Raw genomic sequence first — 16,470 nt, 5'->3', positions numbered from 1 at the left:
GCTGCCGACCTGGCGACATGGCACAATAAGGACGTCTTTCTTGTCCGTGTTGTATAAGTCCGTCCTGGGGGCTGGGATGGCTCCGACCCTGCGGCGCGTGGTGGGGATGGCGCCGCTGCGCCTGCGGGTCCTCGCCGGTGAGGCCGCGCTGGATCGCCCGGTGCGCTGGGTGGCGGTCAGCGAGCTGGCCGACCCCACCCCCTTCCTCGAAGGCGGCGAGCTGGTGCTGACCACCGGGATGCGGCTCGGCCCGGACGACGCCCCCGCCTACGTCGCCAGCCTGGTCGCGCGCGGGGTGACGGGCATGGGGTTCGGCGTGGGGCTGGGCCACGACGAGGTCCCGCCCGCCTTCCTCGACGAGGCCGCGCGGGCCGGGCTGCCCCTGGTGGAGGTTCCCAGGCAGACGCCGTTCATCGCGATCGGCAAGGCCGTCAGCGAACTGCTCGCCGCCGAGCGGCACGAGGAGCTGGGCGACGCCGTCGCGGCCCAGGGGCGGCTCACCCGCGCCGCGCTCAGGCCCGGCGGGCTCGGCGCGGTCGTCGAGCGCCTGGCCAGGGAGATCCACGGATGGGCCGCGCTGCTGGACGAGGCCGGGACCGCGCTGCACCTGGCCGGCGAGGGGGCCGCCGAAGGCGCCGGCCTGGTGCTGCCGGAGCTGGGCAGGCTGCGCGCACCCGGGCCGCCCGCGGGCCTGGCGCTCTCGGGGCCGCACGAGCACGTCGTCGTGCAGCCGCTCGCCGACCGTCGCCGCGTCCGCGGCTTCCTCGCGGTCGGGTCCCGGCGGCCGTTCTCGCCGGTGGGGAACACCGTCGTCACCACCGCCGGCTCGCTGCTGACGCTCTCCCTGGAGCAGGGGGCCGACCAGGTCGCCGCCACCCGGCGGGTCCGCGCCGCCGTCCTGCGGCTGCTGCTGGCCGGGGAGCGGCGGGCGGCCGAGGAGACCCTGGAGGCGGTCGGCGGCACGATCCCCGGCGGCCCGGTCGTCGTCCTGGCCTGCGAGCCGCGGGACGCCGAGGAGCTGATGGACACGCTGCCCGGCTTCACGGCCCCCTGGGAGTCGCTGGTGATCGCCGTCGTGCCCGAGGACCTGGCCGATCAGGCCGAGCGGGCCGCCGGGGCGGCCGGCCGGGCCGGGGTCGGCACGCCGGTCGGCCTCGATGAGGTGGCGACCGGGTTCGACCAGGCACGGCGCGCCCTGGCCTCGGCGAGCCCGGTGGCCCGCTTCGCCGAACTGGCCGGACAGGGGCTGCTGTCGCTGGTCGACCCCGCACTGCTGGCGGGCTTCGCCACCGCGCTGCTGGCCCCGCTGCGCGAGTACGGCTCCCGGGCCGACCTGGTGGAGTCTCTGCGCGCGTACCTCGCCTGCAACGGGCACTGGGACGCCGCCGCCCAGCGCCTCGGCGTCCACCGGCACACGCTGAGGTACCGCATGAGGCGGGTGGGCGAGCTGCTCGGGCGCGACCTGGACGACCCGGCGGCGCGCGCCGAGCTGTGGGTGGCGCTGAGCGTTCAGAGCGGGACGGGCAGCACGTCCTTGCGGACCAGGTAGCGGCTGATGGCCGCGAGCGTCACCGACAGGTAGACGCGGTCGTCCCTGAGGTGGCCCGCGCGTTCGAGGCTCACCGCGCCCTGGGCCGCCGCCCACAGGCAGTCGGCGATCTTGCGCGGCTGGGTGGGGACGATGTACCCGGCCGAGATGCAGTCGGCGATGGCCCGGTCGAGGATGTTGACCGCGGCCCTGGCCAGGGTGCGCGCCCGCTCGCTCGGCTCGAAGCCGGGGATGGCCTTCTCGAACATCACGCTGTAGTAGCCGGGCTCGGCCAGGCACGCCTCGCGGTAGGCCGGGCCCAGGGAGGTGAGGTACTCCAGTGGGTCGGACCGGCGCGGCACGGCCGCGAGCCGCAGGCGGAACCGCTCGAAGCCCTCAAGATAGAGCGCCTCCGCCAGGCCCTCCTTGTTGCCGAACATGGTGTAGACGACCGTGGTGGAGCACCCGGCCTCGGTGGCGATGCGCCGCACCGTGAGGCTGTCGGGACCGTGGGTGAGCAACAGCTCACCCGCGACGGAGATGAGGCGACCTCGCAGCTCATCGTGGGAGGACCGGCTACCCGCCGAGTACGCTCCTTGGAGGCCGAGCGGCGGCGCCGGCGAACCCATGAGAGACCTAGCCCCTTCTCTCCAGGGGTCCCCGCACGGACCCGCAGTGTGACTTAACCATGTGCCGAGAGCTTCAAACGCCACGCGAGAGAAACATCCTGAAATCGCGGCATGTCTGTTACAGAAGTGGGAAAGAACCACCTCTTATGCGGAATGTCCTTCTTGGCTGACCCGGTTGTCCGCGGTGGAGTAGGTCCGGGGCCCGCCCCTTGGCATACGGTCGAAGACATGGACGCACGCCCCTTCTGGCTCGCCGGTTCGCCCGCCACGGGCGACGCCGAGCTCACGGTGACCAACCCCCACGACGGCCGGGTCGTCGGCACCGCCTCGGTGCCCACCCCCGAGCAGGTGGAGCGGGCCGTCGCCGCCGCGCACGCGGTGCGCAAGGAGGCCGCGGCCCTGCCGATCCACGTGCGCGCCGAGGCGCTCGCCTACGTGTCGCGCCGCCTTTCTGAGCGCGCCGACGAGGTCGCCCGGCTGATCAGCGCAGAGAACGGCAAGCCGATCTTCTGGGCCCGCGGTGAGGTCGCCCGCGCGGTGGCGACCTTCCGGTTCGCCGCCGAGGAGACCCGGCGCTTCAGCGGCGAGGTGCAGCGCCTGGACACCGAGCCCGCCGCCGCCGGCCGGCTGGCCTACGTGTCGAGGCAGCCGTACGGGCCGGTGCTGGCCGTCACGCCCTTCAACTTCCCGCTCAACCTCGTGGCGCACAAGGTGGCCCCGGCCATGGCCGTCGGCGCGCCGGTGATCGTCAAGCCGGCTCCGGCGACGCCGCTCACCGCGCTCGTGCTCGGCGAGATCATCGCCGAGACCGGCCTGCCCGCGGGCATGGTGTCGGTCCTGCCGGTGCCCAACGACCGCGCGGGAGCGCTCGTGGACGACCCCCGGCTGCCGGTGGTGTCGTTCACCGGATCGGGGCCGGTCGGCTACGCGATCAAGGACCGGGTGCCGCGAAAGCACGTCACGCTGGAGCTGGGCGGCAACGCCGCCGCGGTGGTGCTCGACGGCGCCGACCTCGACTGGGCGGCCGGCCGGGTCGCGCTGTTCTCCAACTACCAGGCCGGGCAGAGCTGCATCGCCGTCCAGCGGGTGATCGTCGAGCGCACCGTGCTGGACGCCTTCACCGCCAAGCTCGTGGCCGCCGTGGACAGCCTCGTGGTGGGCGACCCGGCCGACGAGAAGACGCAGGTCGGCCCGATGGTCTCGGTGGAGGCCGCCGAGCGGGTGGAGCGGTGGGTCGCCGAGGCCGTCGCGGGCGGCGCGCGGGTGCTGACCGGCGGCGACAGGGACGGGGCGACCTTCGCGCCGACCGTGCTCGCCGACGTGCCCGGCGACGCGAAGGTGGTGCGCGAGGAGGTGTTCGGCCCGGTGCTGGTGCTGCGGCCGGTGGCCTCGGTGGACGAGGCCTTCGCCGCCGTCAACGACTCCAGGTACGGCCTGCAGGCAGGCGTCTTCACCAGCGACCTGTCGGTGGCCTTCCGCGCCCACAAGGAGCTTGAGGTGGGCGGGGTCGTCATCGGCGACGTGCCGAGCTACCGGGCCGACCAGATGCCCTACGGCGGCGTCAAGGAGTCGGGCGTCGGCCGCGAGGGCCTGCGCGCGGCGATGGAGGACTACACCTACGAGAAGGTGATGGTGCTGACCGGCCTCAGCCTGTAGCCGCCCCGGCCGCCCGGGCCCGGCCGGTGCGCGCGAAGCCGGATCAGGCACGCTCGGCCACCTCGAACAGCCGCCTGGTGTGCTCGCCGAAGTAGGGCCCGTACATCGTGCCCGGGTCGTCGCTGTACTTGAAGCTGCTGACCGAGGTGATCACCCCCCGGCCGGATGCGGGGTCGAAGGAGCTGAGCCACGGGCCGCCGCTCGACCCCGCCGTGAGGTCGCAGCGCAGGCCCTGGTCGAGGGTCTGGCCGTGGGGATCCCCGCGGGCGACGCCCGCGCAGTAGACCAGGTGCTCGCCATCGTAGGGCGGGTCGGCGGGGAAGCCGAAACCGTGGGCGGCCATGCCGCGCGGCTGGTTGAACGCGATGCGCTGGCCGCCGACCACGTCGTTGAGGCGGCGCCCTCCGGAGGGCGCGACGGCGACCATGGCCACGTCGTGGTCGTCGTCGCCGCCGCGCGCCCAGGGCTCGGGTACGAACATGCGGCGGGCCGCGAAGACGCCGTACGGCCGCCGCCCGGAGGCGTAGCCGGGGACGAACGTCCAGTTCTGGGCCCACGCCCCCGCGCCGTCCTTGACGCAGTGGCCGGCCGTGACCACGACGTCGAGGTTGCGGCTGCGGACCGCGCCCGCCGAGCAGACGAAGTCGACCCCGTTCAGGGTCAGGAACACGCGCCCGGTGGTGCGCGTGACCGCGCCGCCGGCCGCCCACCGAGCCCCGCTCGTGCTCGCCGGGGGAGCGGCCGTCAGCCGGGCCGCGCCTGCCCCGGGGGCGGGTGGGGCGACGGCACGCGCGGCGGGCCGTCGTTCGGGCGCCTGTGGCCGCGCCGCCCGCCCGGCCGTGCCGCCCAGCGGGAGGGCGTCAGAGGTCAGGCCGCCGACGCCGGGAAGGGCGCGGAAGCGGGTGAGGCCGGCCAGCAGGCCGGCGGGCACCGCCTCGGCCATGCGCCGGGGGGTCCAGTAGCGCAGCGCGCGCAGCTCGGCCGCCGCGGCCGGCGCCGCGTGCTCCACCACCCCCAGCGCGCCGGGCGGCGGGGAGGCATCCCCGGCCAGGCCCCGGCCGGGGGCCGCCGGCCCCTCGCTCCTGGTGACGGCTGGGTCGTCGGCCGCCGGGCCGGCGGGCGGCGAGCCCACCAGACCGGCGGCGAGCGGCACGGCTGCGATCAGGCGGAGGATCGGGGTCATGGCTCTCGAGTCTGGACCACGGTCCGTGACCACGCCGTCGCTTTCGGCAAATCAGGTGAGGCCCTCGTTCTGGGCCGTCGTGTAGACCGCCTGGGCCTCCGCGCCGAAGTACGGGCCGAACATCCAGTACGGGGCGAAGTTGTACTTGAAGCTGTTCACGGAGTTCAACGTGCCGGTGCCCGTGCTCTCGCTGAAGTTGAGGAACCACCCGCCGCCGCTGGAGCCGCCGGTCATGTTGCAGGTGAGCCCCTGGCTGGTGGAGATGAGGTAGTCCTCGAACGCCCGCCCGCTGCAGTAGATCAGCTTCGACCCGTTGTACGGGCTCGCCGCCGGGTAGCCGAAGGCGTACATGCGAAGCGCGCGCGCCTGGTTGAACGCCACGCCCTGCCCGCCGACCACGTCGACGAGCTTCTGGCCGTTGAGCGGGGCGATCACGGCCGCGGCCATGTCGTGGTTCATGTCCTCCGCGCTGTCCCACTGCGGGGTGGTGAGCAGGCTGGTGGCCACCCACGTGCCGTACGGGCGCTGGCCCGCGTCGTAGCCGGGCACGAAGACCCAGTTGGTGTGGAACGCGCCGCCCAGCTTCACGCAGTGCCCGGCGGTGATCACGACGCTCTTGTTGGCGCTGTTGACGGCCGTGCCCGAACAGGAGGCGCTGCGGCCCTGGTAGGTGAAGAAGATCCGGCCCTCGGTGCGGACGATGGCGCCGCCCGCCGCCCACGGGGCGCCCGAGGAGCGGCCCGCCGTGACCCGGGCGTCGCCGTCGGGCGCCGGGGGCGCGGCCTCCGGGGCCGCCGAGGCGCTGGGGGAGGCGGCCGGGGGCGCCGGGGAGGCGGGCGCGCCGGGCTCGGCGGGGGCGGCCGCGCGCCGGACGGCGCGGGCGTCCGGAGCCGCGGGCTTGACCGTCTTGGCGGTCCCGCGCACGCTCGGCGCGGCGGTCGTGCGACCGCCGCGCGCCCTGACCAGCACGAGCGGCTTGGCGGCGGCCATCTTGGACGCCGTCCAGAACTCCTTGACGGCGCGCTGCTCCTTGGAGGTGTCGGCCGCGTCGTGGACGACGGGGCGGGGGGGCTTGGCGGCGTCGGCGGCCGGGGCGGACAGCAGGATGCCCGCCGCGGCCGTGGGCGCTATCGCCAGGATCGGGAGCAGACGTCGTGCCGTGGGGTGCATGCGGGTCCTCCATGGTGCTGGTCGCGCCGGTCCGGGCCTTGGGGGGTCTTCGGTGATCGCTCGCCCGGCGCCCGCGGCGATCGGGGTGCTATCTCGTGCCGGGGTGAACGTAGTGCGGCTGAATGCCGCTTTTCTCGTCATTTGCCGAGACGGATATGGGGAGATTCGGGCATAGAACTCCTGATTTCCCACCCGTCGCTCTGGTGACGCCCGGCCGCCGCCCGGCGCCCGGTCTCCGGGGGCGCCGGCCCCCCGCCGGGGCGCCCGGGCCCGCGCGGCACGGACGGCGCGGGGCGCCGATCCCGGCCGCCGGAACGGCCACGCGCGGCCGGCGGTCGTCCACAGGTGGGACACCAAGCCCGGCGGGGGAGGGCGGGGCCGAGATAATGGGGCCATGCAGACGCCTCTCGCGCCCACGGCCGTCCCGGCGAGCCCGGAAGGCGGCCGGGCCGCCGACCACGCGCATCCCGCCCACGCGGGCCCGCCCGCCCTTCCCGGCCCCGGTGAGCGGCGGTCGATCGTCGTCCTCGGCTCCACCGGCTCGGTGGGCACCCAGGCGCTGGAGGTCATCGAGCGCGACCCCGCGCGCTTCCGCGTGGCCGGGCTGGTGGCGGGCGGGGGCCAGGTCGAGACGCTGGCCCGTCAGGTGGAGCGCTTCCGGCCCGAGGTCGTCGCGGTGGCCGACGAGCGCGCCGTTCCCGCGCTTCGCGAGCTGGTCGGGCGGGTCCGGGTGCTGGCGGGCCCCGAGGGCGTGGCCGAGGTGGCGGGGTGGCCCTGCGACATCGTGCTCAACGGCATCACCGGGGCCGTCGGGCTCACCTCCACCCTGGCCGCGCTTGAGGCCGGCCGGGTGCTGGCGCTCGCCAACAAGGAGTCGCTGATCATCGGCGGGCCGCTGGTGAAGCGGCTGGCCGGCCCCGGGCGCATCCTGCCGGTCGACTCCGAGCACTCCGCGCTGGCCCAGTGCCTGTGGGCGGCCGGCCCCTCCGGTCACGACCCCGCGGCCGTGCGGCGGCTGGTCGTCACGGCGAGCGGCGGCCCGTTCCGCGGCCGAGGCCGGGGCGAGCTGGCCGGCGTCACGCCCGAGCAGGCGCTCAAGCACCCCACGTGGGACATGGGCCCGGTCATCACGCTGAACTCCGCCACGCTGGTCAACAAAGGGCTGGAGGTCATCGAGGCCAACCTGCTGTTCGACATCCCGTTCGACCGCATCACCGTGGTCGTGCACCCGCAGTCGGTCATCCACTCCATGGTCGAGTTCGTCGACGGCTCCACCATCGCCCAGGCCAGCCCGCCCGACATGCGGCTGCCGATCTCGCTCACCCTCGGCTGGCCTGCCCGGGTGCCGGGCGCGGCGTCCCCGGTCGACTGGTCCCGCGCGCACTCCTGGACGTTCGAGCCGCTCGACGACGAGGCGTTCCCCTCCGTGGCGCTGGCCCGGCACGTCGGCTCCCAGGGCGGCACGGCCCCCGCCGTCTACAACGCGGCCAACGAGGTGTGCCTCGACGCCTTCCTCGCCGGGCGGCTGCCCTTCCTCGGCATCGTCGACACGGTGGCCGCCGTCGTGGGCGAGCACACGACCACTCCGGCGGGCTCGGTGGCCGAGGTGCTGGCGGCCGACGCCTGGGCGCGGGCCCGCGCCGCGGAGCTGACGGCCGGTTGAGGACGCCGCGATACCTGCGGTCCGTAACCCCGCGGTCCGCGGGGTTACCTAGACTGGGCCTCGTCTGAGCGTGCAGCCGACTATCAAGGTGCTGGAAAAAGATGACATCTGTTGAGCTGGGAATCCCCTCGGTACGCACCAGGCCGCTGGCCGAGCGGCGGGTGTCCCGGCAGATCATGGTCGGCTCCGTGCCGGTGGGCGGAGACGCCCCGGTATCGGTCCAGTCGATGACCACCACGGTGACCGCCGACATCAACGCCACCCTGCAGCAGATCGCCGAGCTCACCGCCTCGGGGTGCCAGATCGTCAGGGTCGCGGTGCCCTCTCAGGACGACGCCGACGCGCTGCCGATCATCGCGCGCAAGTCGCAGATCCCGGTGATCGCCGACATCCACTTCCAGCCCAAATACGTGTTCGCCGCCATCGAGGCCGGCTGCGCGGCGGTCCGGGTCAACCCGGGCAACATCAAGAAGTTCGACGACAAGGTGGGCGAGATCGCCCGCGCCGCCGCCGACCACGGCGTGCCGATCCGCATCGGGGTGAACGCCGGGTCGCTCGACCCCCGGCTGCTCGCCAAGTACGGCAAGGCCACGCCCGAGGCGCTGGTGGAGTCGGCGCTGTGGGAGTGCTCGCTGTTCGAGGAGCACGGCTTCCGCGACATCAAGATCTCGGTCAAGCACCACGACCCGGTGGTGATGATCCAGGCGTACCGGCTGCTGGCCCGGCGGTGCGAGTACCCGCTGCACCTCGGCGTCACCGAGGCCGGCCCCGCCTTCCAGGGCACGGTCAAGTCGGCGGTGGCGTTCGGCGCCCTGCTGGCCGAGGGCATCGGCGACACCATCCGGGTCTCGCTCTCCGCCCCTCCGGTCGAGGAGGTCAAGGTCGGCATCGGCATCCTGGAGTCGCTCAACCTGCGCGAGCGCGGGCTGGAGATCGTCTCGTGCCCGTCCTGCGGGCGGGCCCAGGTCGACGTCTACACGCTGGCCGAGCAGGTCCACGCCGGGCTCGACGGGCTGAAGGTGCCGCTGCGGGTGGCCGTCATGGGCTGCGTGGTGAACGGCCCCGGCGAGGCGCGCGAGGCCGATCTCGGCGTGGCGTCGGGCAACGGCAAGGGGCAGATCTTCGTCAAGGGCGAGGTGGTCAAGACCGTGCCCGAGTCGCAGATCGTCGAGACCCTGATCGAGGAGGCGCTGCGGCTCGCCGAGGAGATGGGCGTGGACGTCGATCTCGACGACGACGGCGCCACCGGTCCCGAGGTCGTCGTCGGCTGACGCGCGGGAGCTTTGTAGTCGCCTGAGGTGAATGTCTTCCTGTGGGGGGATAGGCGGGTGTAAGCAGGAAGGGTGCAACTTCGGGACCGTTTGTGCGGTTTGCGCCATTCATGGAGGTCGGGCGGCGCGCTGGTGCTGATCCCGCTGGCGCTGGTGGCGGTCATCAGCGTCGCCGACATCCTGGCCCCGCGGGACATCCGCCTGACCGCGCTGCTCGTGGCGGCGCCCGCGATCACGGCGTCGTTCGCCGGGCCCTGGATGACCGGGCTGATCGGCGTCGTCGCCATCGCCGCGCAGGTGCTGCTCGACCTGCACGGCGACTTCCTGGGAACGCGCACCATGCAGACCCAGCTCGTCGCCCTGGTGGTGGTGTCGGCGTTCCTCGTGGTGTTCTCCTTCCTGCGAGACCGCCACAAGGAGCAGCTCACCCGCCTGAGGTCGGTGTCGGAGGCGGCCCAGCGCGCGCTGCTGCGTCCCATCCCGCCCAGGGTGGGGCCGCTCACGATCGCCAGCATCTACCTGGCCGCCGACGAGGAGGCCCAGATCGGCGGCGACCTGTACGCCGTCGCCCGCGGCACCGCGGCCACCCGGCTGGTCATCGGCGACGTCCGGGGCAAGGGCCTGCCGTCGGTCTCCGACGCCGCCCTGTTCCTCGGCTCGTTCCGCGAGGCCGCCCGCCGCCGCGCCAGTCTGCCCGACGTCGTGGTGTACCTGGAGGAGAGCGTCGGCGCCGACCTGGAGCAGCACGCCGCGATGTGGCAGGAGGCGATGGAGAACTTCATCACCGCGGCCGTGCTGGAGATCCCCGACGACGAGCCGGTGATCGAGATGATCGACTGCGGGCACCCGCCGCCGCTGCTGGTGCGCGACCACCACGTCACGTTCCTGGAGGCCGCCGAGCCGTCGCCGCCGCTCGGGCTGGGCGAGCTGGCCGAGCCGGCGTACCGGCCGGAGTCCTTTCCCTTCGACGTCGGCGACACGCTCCTGCTCTACACCGACGGGGTCATCGAGGCCCGCCGCTCCGACGGGACGTTCTACCCGCTGGCCGAGCGGGTCGCGGCCTGGCCGGGGGGCGACCCCGAGGCGCTGGTGGAGCACGTGCGCGACGACCTTCTGGCCTACGTCGGCGGCCGGCTGGGGGACGACGCGGCCATGGTCGCGATCCAGCGCGTCGCCGGGTGAGGATGCCGGACCGGTGGCCGTGGGTGCACGGTACGCGGCCGTCCGAATTCACCACGCAGAGCAATCGCATGGCTACGAATAGGTAAACAATGGCCCGGGCGGGCGGTGGCCGTACGGTCGCGTCCGGGAGCATCACCTCTGCCACACCAGCAGAGGGAGTGACGGGTGAAGCGGTTCTTCGGGGTCACATTGGGCGTGACGGCGCTGGTCGCCGGGCTGACCGGAGGGGCACGGGCGACCGGCGCCGCTCCCGGAGAGGGGGTGGTGTGGGGGGCGTGCCCGGGCGTGAGGGCGGGGGCGGCCGTCGAGTGCGCGACCGTCAAGGTGCCGCTCGACCACAGCCGGCCCGGCGGGCCGACCATCAGCCTGGCGCTCAACCGCATCAAGGGCTCCGCCTCGCACGACCACGCCGGCGGCCTGGGCGTGCTGCTCGTCAACCCGGGCGGCCCGGGTGCCTCCGGGGTGCAGCTCGCCCGCTACGTCGCCGCCGCGCTGCCCAAGGACGTCGCCTCGCGCTACGACGTGGTCGGGTTCGACCCGCGCGGCGTCGGCGCGAGCGAGCCCGCGCTGAGCTGCGCCGATCCAAAGAAGCACTTCGCCGCCCCGCGCCTTGACCAGGTGCCGAGGAACGAGGCGGCCCAGGCGTCGCTCATGGCCCGGGCCAGGAGGTACGCGGACGCGTGCGGCGTCCGCTACCCCTCGGTGCTGCCGCACATGACCACGGAGAACTCCGCCCGTGACATGGACGCCATCCGGCACGCCCTCGGCGAGCAGAAGGTCAGCTACCTGGGGTACTCCTACGGCACCTACCTGGGAGCCGTCTACGCCACGCTCTTCCCGCACCGGGTGCGGCGGCTGGTGCTCGACAGCGTGGTCGACCCGCACGACGTCTGGTACGACGCCAACGTCGCGCAGGACTACGCGTTCGACCGGCGGCACCGGGCCTTCCTCGCCTGGGTGGCGCGCTACCACGACGCCTACCGCCTCGGCCGCACGGAGCGCGAGGTGACGACCGCCTGGTACGCCATGCGCGCCCGGCTGGGCGACCGGCCCGCCGGTCTGGTAGGCGCCAGCGAGCTGGACGACATCTACACCGTCGGCGGGTACTCCAACGCGATCTGGCCGCAGCTCGCCAACGCCTTCTCCTCGTACATGCGCAAGAACCGGGCCAACGAGCTGGAGGCCGCCTACCGGCAGCACGTCGAGCACGACGCCGCCGCCGAGAACAGCTACGCGGTGTATCTGGCGGTGCAGTGCCGCGACGCCGAGTGGCCCCGCGACTGGGCGCGCTGGCACGCGGACACCGTCCAGATCAACGCCAGGGCGCCGTTCATGGCCTGGCCCAACGCCTGGTACAACGCCCCGTGCGCGTTCTGGCCCGAGAAGGGCGGCACGCCGGTCCGGGTGGGCGGCGTGGCGCACCTGCCGCCGATCCTGCTGGTGCAGTCCAGGCACGACGCGGCCACGCCGTACCCGGGGGCGCTGCGGGTGCGCAACCGGTTCCCCAGCTCGCGTCTGCTGGTCGAGGGGGGCGGGAACCACGGGGTCTCCCTGGGCGGCAACGCGTGCGTCGACCGCCACCTGGCCGCCTACCTGCGCGACGGGAGCCTTCCCGGCGGCGGGGCGGCCCAGAACCCCGGACGCCGGCCCGACGCCGCCTGTGACACCGGGCCCGACCCGCGTCCCCTGCCTCCGATCGTCTCGGGCGGCGGGCACATGCGACTGTCGCAGGCGATTCTCGGGGACTAGGGTCGGTTCGTTCCAAAATCGGGGCGGTCGCGTAGGCTAAGCGCGTGATGCTGCGAACATCGGCGTCGCGTGTGCTCGACGACCAGGACCGCGAAGAGGTGCTCGCGCTACTCGACGCGGATCCCATCGCCAACGTCTTCGTCGCCTCGCGGGTGCGGTCCGTAGGGCTCAGCCCGGCCCGTCTCGGCGGGCAGATGTGGGGGTTCGGCCCGCGCGGCGGGCTGACCTCCCTCTGCTACGCCGGAGCCAACCTGGTTCCGGTCAACGCCGGCCTTGAGGCCATCCAGGCGTTCGTCGACCGCGCCCGAAAGCAGGGCCGCCGGTGCTCCTCGATCGTCGGCCCGGCCGACGCGGTCGAGAAGCTGTGGGAGCGGCTCGAACCCTACTGGGGCCCGGCGCGGGCGATCCGCTGGGCCCAGCCCGTGATGGCGATCTCCTCCCCCTCGCCGGTGCCCGCCGACGCCCTGGTGCGCCGCGTCCGGCCCGAGGAGTTCGCCACCCTGCTCCCCGCGTGCGTGGCGATGTTCACCGAGGAGGTCGGCATCTCTCCCGACCTCGGGGACGGCGGCGCCCTGTACCGTTCCCGGGTGGCGGAGCTGATCCGCGTCGGCCGCTCCTACGCCCGCATCGAGGACGGCCGGGTGGTCTTCAAGGCCGAGGTCGGGGCGGTGACGCCGCAGGCCTGCCAGATCCAGGGCGTGTGGGTGCACCCCGACCTTCGCGGCCGCGGCCACGCCGTGGCGGGCATGGCGGCCGTGGTGGAGCAGACTCTGCGGCACTTCGCCCCGACGGTGACGCTGTATGTGAACGACTTCAACCTCCCGGCCCGCGCGGCCTACCGCAAGGTGGGGTTCAAAGAGGTCGACACCTTCATGTCCGTCCTGTTCTGACCGGCCTTCCGCGCCGGCGTCGCCGGGTCGTCCACAGGCGGCGGCACCCGGGTCCGGGGAGCGTGGTGGCGTCGATACCCTGGGCGCGTGATCGAACAGGTGACGGCGACCCGTTACGTCGTGCCGCTGAGAGAGGGCGGGTCGCTGCCGGGCATCGTCGAGGCCGACGACCTCGGAACGTACGTCGTGAAGTTCCGGGGCGCGGGGCAGGGGCGGCGGGTGCTCGTCGCCGAGATCATCGCGGCCGAGCTGGCGCGCCGCCTGGGCCTTCGCACGCCCGATCTGCGGATCGTCGACCTCGACCCGCAGATCGGCGCCCGCGAGCCCGACCAGGAGATCCAAGATCTGCTCCAGGCGAGCGACGGCCTGAACCTCGGCGTCGACTACCTGCCGGGCTCGCTCGGCTTCGACCCGCTCGCCTGGACACCCGATCCCGGTTTCGCCTCCCGGGTGCTGTGGTTCGACGCGCTGATCCACAACGTCGACCGAAGCTGGCGCAACCCCAACCTGCTGGTCTGGCACGGCGACACCTGGCTGATCGACCACGGCGCGGCGCTGTGGTTCCATCACAACTGGCGCACGGCCGACCCCCAGCGGGGGTTCGACGCCCGCGACCACGTGCTCGCGCCCTTCGCCACCCGCGTCGAGGAGGCCGACGCCGAGCTGCCGGGCCTCATCACCGAAGACCTGCTCCGCACGGTCGTCGGCCTGGTCCCCGACGCCTGGCTCGACGGCGAGCCCGGCTTCGGGGACGCCGAGGCCGTGCGCCGCGCGTACGTCGACCACCTGCTCGCCCGGGCCCACGGCCCGCGCGCCTGGCTGCCGGAGGCCGCGCGATGAGAACGGTGTACGAGTACGCGGTGATCAGGGTCATGCCCTGCGTGGTGCGCGGTGAGCTGATCAACGCCGGGGTGATCCTCTACTCCCAGCCGTCCGGGTACCTGTGCGCCCGCACCGAGCTCGACGAGCCGCGCCTGCGCGCCCTCGACGAGCGGGTGGACGTCCAGGGCGTGCGCAGGGCGTTGTCCGCCTTCGAGCGCGCCTGCTCCGACGACTCCGGCCCCCTGCGCGACCAGTCCCTCGGCAGCCGCTTCCGCTGGCTGACCGCCCCGCGCAGCACGATCGTCCAGACCGGCCCGGTACACGCAGGCCTGACCGCCGACCCGGCCGGGGAACTGGAGGACCTCCTGCGCCGCCTGGTCCGCCCCACGATCACCCCCACCGCCTGACCTGCCCCGGTGCGGGCAGGAGTGGGATCCTCTCGGCGGAGCCGGGGTCGCTGGGTTACGGTGAGGGCGGATTCGACGGGCCACGAAGGGACGGCGTCATGCGGCTGGGCGTCACGATGATCACCTCGGACCAGGCCATGCCGGTCCCCCAGTTGGCGCGCGCGGCCGAGGAGCGCGGGTTCTCCTCGTTCTACGCGCCCGAGCACACCCACATCCCGGTCTCCCGCGAGACCCCGTGGCCAGGCGGAGACCAGCCGCTGCCCGAGGAGTACAAGCGCATCCTCGACCCGCTCGTCTGCCTGGCCTACGCCGCGGCGGTCACCGAGCGCATCACCGTCGGCACCGGCATCCTGCTCGCGGCCCAGCGCGACCCGATCGTCACGGCGAAGGCCGTGGCCACGCTCGACCACCTGTCCGGGGGGCGCATGGTCCTCGGCGTCGGCTTCGGCTGGAACGTCGAGGAGATGCGCGACCACGGGGTCGAGTACGCCACGCGCCGCGACGTCGTCCGCGAGCACGTTCTGGCCATGAAGGGCCTGTGGAACGCCGAGGTCGCCGGCTTCGAGGGGGTGCACGTGAACTTCGAGCCCTCGTGGTCGTGGCCCAAGCCCGTGGGCGGGCCGCCGGTCTACATCGGCGGCGCCGCGGGCCCCAAGATGTTCGCCCACGTGGCCGAGTACGCCGACGCCTGGATGCCGATCGGCGGCAGGGGAATCAAGGACGCCCTGCCCCTGCTCCGCGAGGCCTACGAGAAGGCCGGCCGCGACCCCGCGACCGTCAGGGTGGTCCCGTTCGGCACCGTCCCGAGCCGCGGCAAGCTCGACCACTACGCCGCCCTCGGCGTCCAGGAGGTCATCCTGCAGCTCCCGTGCGCCCCCGCCGACACCATCCTGCCCGTCCTGGACGACTACGCCACCTACCTGTGAGCGCCGCCCCGCCACCCGCCCCGCGTGGTCGGGGAGGGTGGGTCAGGCGTCCTGGGCGGAGGGCGGGGGGACCCACCACATGCGGCCGCCGGCGATCTCCTGGTAGACGTCGAGGAGGTCCTTGCCGGCGGTGATGCTGCGGGACTCGGCGGCGGCCCAGGTGTACAGGCCGCGCGACATGGTGGACGCCTCCTGCTGCACCCTGAGCGTGTAGACGCGGGCGCGGATCTCGTGCACCTTGTGGTCGAGCGGGTCGGCCTGCATGGCCAGCTCGGCGAGCTGGCAGGCCAGGCGCAGGTCGCCGTCGGCGGCGGCGGTGGCGGCGCGGGCGGCGAGCACGGGGGCGCCTCCTGCCAGGTCGGCCAGGGCCGTGGCGAGTACGCCGTCGGGGGCGGGCTTGAGGTGGGCGGGGTTGCCGTCGTGCCAGCCGCCGTAGAGCCGCCAGATGTTGTGCACCACGAACTCCGGCTCGTCGTAGTGCGGCTGCAGGTACGGCCGGGCGGCCAGCGCCTCCGGCGGGCGCACGGTGTGCAGGATCTCGTCCAGGCGGGCGCCCGCGTTCATCAGCTCCAGCGTCTGCTCGACCAGGCTGTCCAGGTAGTCGGCGGTGTCGATCAGCGCCCGCCGCACGCGGTCGGCCCCGGTGATCGGCAGGCCGTGCCCCGGGAGCAGCACCTCCGCCTCCAGCGCCGCCATGGCGCGAAGCGCGACGGCCCACTCGTCGGGGTAGCGCTGGGTCTTCTGCGGGTTGCCGGCGTTCGGGGTGACCCACACGAACAGGTCGCCGGTCAGCAGCACCCCCCGCTCGGGCAGGAAGGCCCAGGTGGCGTCGTCGGTCTCCCCGCGCGAGTGCCGCAGCTCGAAGGTGACGTCGCCGAGCGAGACGCTCATCCGGTCGCGGTAGACCAGGTCGGGCTGGCGGTAGGCGGTCGGCCAGGTCAGGCGGGAGAAGCCGAACTGCCGCTGGTTGATCACGGTGTTGTACCCGGCCGTCCGGGCGTACCGGGTGAACCGGGCGGCGACGTTCTCGTGGGCGATGACGGCCGGGCGCGGCCCCTCGTCGGCGTCGAACAGCTCCATCCCGGCCACGTGGTCGAAGTGGCCGTGGGAGAAGACGGCGTAGCGGACCGGCTCGTCCGACCAGGCCCGCACCGCCGCGTGCAGGTTCGGCGCGTCGACGACGTTGCCGGTGTCGAACAGAGCCAGGCCGCCATCGCCCCTGATGCCGTACACATTGCCGAAGGCCGGCCACATGACCACGCCTTCCGCCACCTCCTGCACCCCCCTCGAGCGCAGGTCCCGCAGGGGCACCTCCCGCGGGGTCGCCGCCCCGCGCCAGACGGCGTCCGCGTGGTCGAGGATGGGCGATCTCATGGCAGCAAGCCTGACCCGCC

Annotated in this window: 14 protein-coding genes; 10 read left to right on the top strand and 4 right to left on the bottom strand. The window is 73.7% G+C overall.

Annotated features, from left to right (window positions below):
- The first annotated feature begins 76 nt into the window (after nt 1-76).
- Entirely contained in the window at nt 77-1,549 is a 1,473-nt protein-coding gene (locus tag PYR91_RS07445) for a PucR family transcriptional regulator (protein WP_279778458.1), read from the top strand.
- Here PYR91_RS07445 and PYR91_RS07440 read toward each other — a convergent pair.
- Complete coding sequence (locus PYR91_RS07440; RefSeq protein ID WP_279778457.1) at nt 1,510-2,157, bottom strand: TetR/AcrR family transcriptional regulator; 648 nt, start codon at nt 2,155-2,157, stop codon at nt 1,510-1,512. The two genes, PYR91_RS07445 and PYR91_RS07440, sit on opposite strands and share 40 nt — an antisense overlap.
- Before the next feature lie 228 nt (nt 2,158-2,385).
- Between PYR91_RS07440 and PYR91_RS07435 the strand changes: the two genes are divergently transcribed.
- The gene (locus PYR91_RS07435; RefSeq protein ID WP_279778456.1) at nt 2,386-3,813 is read left to right on the top strand and encodes an aldehyde dehydrogenase family protein; all 1,428 of its coding nucleotides are present in this window, start codon (nt 2,386-2,388) and stop codon (nt 3,811-3,813) included.
- A gap of 43 nt (nt 3,814-3,856) precedes the next feature.
- On the opposite strand, the gene PYR91_RS07430 is transcribed toward PYR91_RS07435, so the two are convergent.
- Both PYR91_RS07430 and PYR91_RS07425 read right to left on the bottom strand, forming a co-directional pair.
- Nucleotides 3,857-4,996: a hypothetical protein gene (locus PYR91_RS07430; protein ID WP_279778455.1), complete on the bottom strand. Its 1,140-nt coding sequence runs from the start codon at nt 4,994-4,996 to the stop codon at nt 3,857-3,859.
- 51 nt (nt 4,997-5,047) lie between these two features.
- On the bottom strand, nt 5,048-6,166 hold the full coding sequence (locus PYR91_RS07425; RefSeq protein WP_279778454.1) for a peptidase: 1,119 nt from the start codon (nt 6,164-6,166) through the stop codon (nt 5,048-5,050).
- Nucleotides 6,167-6,560: 394 nt separating this feature from the next.
- On the opposite strand from PYR91_RS07425, the gene dxr reads away from it, so the two are divergent.
- The 8 genes from dxr (at nt 6,561) to PYR91_RS07385 (ending at nt 15,076) form a co-directional block, all read left to right on the top strand.
- Entirely contained in the window at nt 6,561-7,829 is a 1,269-nt protein-coding gene (gene dxr, locus PYR91_RS07420) for a 1-deoxy-D-xylulose-5-phosphate reductoisomerase (protein ID WP_279778453.1), read from the top strand.
- 101 nt (nt 7,830-7,930) lie between these two features.
- On the top strand, nt 7,931-9,100 hold the full coding sequence (ispG, locus tag PYR91_RS07415) for a flavodoxin-dependent (E)-4-hydroxy-3-methylbut-2-enyl-diphosphate synthase (RefSeq protein ID WP_279778452.1): 1,170 nt from the start codon (nt 7,931-7,933) through the stop codon (nt 9,098-9,100).
- A 99-nt stretch (nt 9,101-9,199) separates the two neighbouring features.
- On the top strand, nt 9,200-10,282 hold the full coding sequence (locus PYR91_RS07410) for a PP2C family protein-serine/threonine phosphatase (RefSeq protein WP_279778451.1): 1,083 nt from the start codon (nt 9,200-9,202) through the stop codon (nt 10,280-10,282).
- A gap of 165 nt (nt 10,283-10,447) precedes the next feature.
- Complete coding sequence (locus PYR91_RS07405) at nt 10,448-12,031, top strand: alpha/beta hydrolase (protein ID WP_279778450.1); 1,584 nt, start codon at nt 10,448-10,450, stop codon at nt 12,029-12,031.
- 47 nt (nt 12,032-12,078) lie between these two features.
- Nucleotides 12,079-12,921: a GNAT family N-acetyltransferase gene (locus tag PYR91_RS07400; RefSeq protein WP_279778489.1), complete on the top strand. Its 843-nt coding sequence runs from the start codon at nt 12,079-12,081 to the stop codon at nt 12,919-12,921.
- Nucleotides 12,922-13,008: 87 nt separating this feature from the next.
- The gene (locus tag PYR91_RS07395) at nt 13,009-13,761 is read left to right on the top strand and encodes a HipA family kinase (protein WP_279778449.1); all 753 of its coding nucleotides are present in this window, start codon (nt 13,009-13,011) and stop codon (nt 13,759-13,761) included.
- The gene (locus tag PYR91_RS07390) at nt 13,758-14,150 is read left to right on the top strand and encodes a DUF3037 domain-containing protein (protein WP_279778448.1); all 393 of its coding nucleotides are present in this window, start codon (nt 13,758-13,760) and stop codon (nt 14,148-14,150) included. The genes PYR91_RS07395 and PYR91_RS07390 overlap by 4 nt, the downstream gene beginning before the upstream one ends.
- A 98-nt stretch (nt 14,151-14,248) precedes the next feature.
- Nucleotides 14,249-15,076 (top strand): LLM class F420-dependent oxidoreductase, encoded by an 828-nt coding sequence (locus PYR91_RS07385; RefSeq protein ID WP_279778447.1) that lies wholly within the window; start codon nt 14,249-14,251, stop codon nt 15,074-15,076.
- A gap of 42 nt (nt 15,077-15,118) precedes the next feature.
- On the opposite strand, the gene PYR91_RS07380 is transcribed toward PYR91_RS07385, so the two are convergent.
- The gene (locus tag PYR91_RS07380) at nt 15,119-16,450 is read right to left on the bottom strand and encodes an alkyl sulfatase dimerization domain-containing protein (RefSeq protein WP_279778446.1); all 1,332 of its coding nucleotides are present in this window, start codon (nt 16,448-16,450) and stop codon (nt 15,119-15,121) included.
- Nucleotides 16,451-16,470 lie beyond the last annotated feature (20 nt).

The sequence above is a fragment of the Sphaerisporangium sp. TRM90804 genome (genome assembly GCF_029846175.1).
Classification (GTDB): Bacteria; Actinomycetota; Actinomycetes; order Streptosporangiales; family Streptosporangiaceae; genus Sphaerisporangium.
This window is presented reverse-complemented; position numbering and strand designations above follow the sequence as displayed.

What these genes read in the sequence shown, in the direction of transcription:
- dxr (WP_279778453.1), top strand. Translation starts at nt 6,561, where the DNA reads ATGCAGACGCCTCTCGCGCCCACGGCCGTCCCGGCGAGCCCGGAAGGC.
- PYR91_RS07430 (WP_279778455.1), bottom strand. Translation starts at nt 4,996, where the DNA reads ATGACCCCGATCCTCCGCCTGATCGCAGCCGTGCCGCTCGCCGCCGGT.
- PYR91_RS07425 (WP_279778454.1), bottom strand. Translation starts at nt 6,166, where the DNA reads ATGCACCCCACGGCACGACGTCTGCTCCCGATCCTGGCGATAGCGCCC.
- PYR91_RS07445 (WP_279778458.1), top strand. Translation starts at nt 77, where the DNA reads ATGGCTCCGACCCTGCGGCGCGTGGTGGGGATGGCGCCGCTGCGCCTG.
- ispG (WP_279778452.1), top strand. Translation starts at nt 7,931, where the DNA reads ATGACATCTGTTGAGCTGGGAATCCCCTCGGTACGCACCAGGCCGCTG.
- PYR91_RS07385 (WP_279778447.1), top strand. Translation starts at nt 14,249, where the DNA reads ATGCGGCTGGGCGTCACGATGATCACCTCGGACCAGGCCATGCCGGTC.
- PYR91_RS07400 (WP_279778489.1), top strand. Translation starts at nt 12,079, where the DNA reads ATGCTGCGAACATCGGCGTCGCGTGTGCTCGACGACCAGGACCGCGAA.
- PYR91_RS07390 (WP_279778448.1), top strand. Translation starts at nt 13,758, where the DNA reads ATGAGAACGGTGTACGAGTACGCGGTGATCAGGGTCATGCCCTGCGTG.
- PYR91_RS07435 (WP_279778456.1), top strand. Translation starts at nt 2,386, where the DNA reads ATGGACGCACGCCCCTTCTGGCTCGCCGGTTCGCCCGCCACGGGCGAC.
- PYR91_RS07380 (WP_279778446.1), bottom strand. Translation starts at nt 16,450, where the DNA reads ATGAGATCGCCCATCCTCGACCACGCGGACGCCGTCTGGCGCGGGGCG.
- PYR91_RS07440 (WP_279778457.1), bottom strand. Translation starts at nt 2,157, where the DNA reads ATGGGTTCGCCGGCGCCGCCGCTCGGCCTCCAAGGAGCGTACTCGGCG.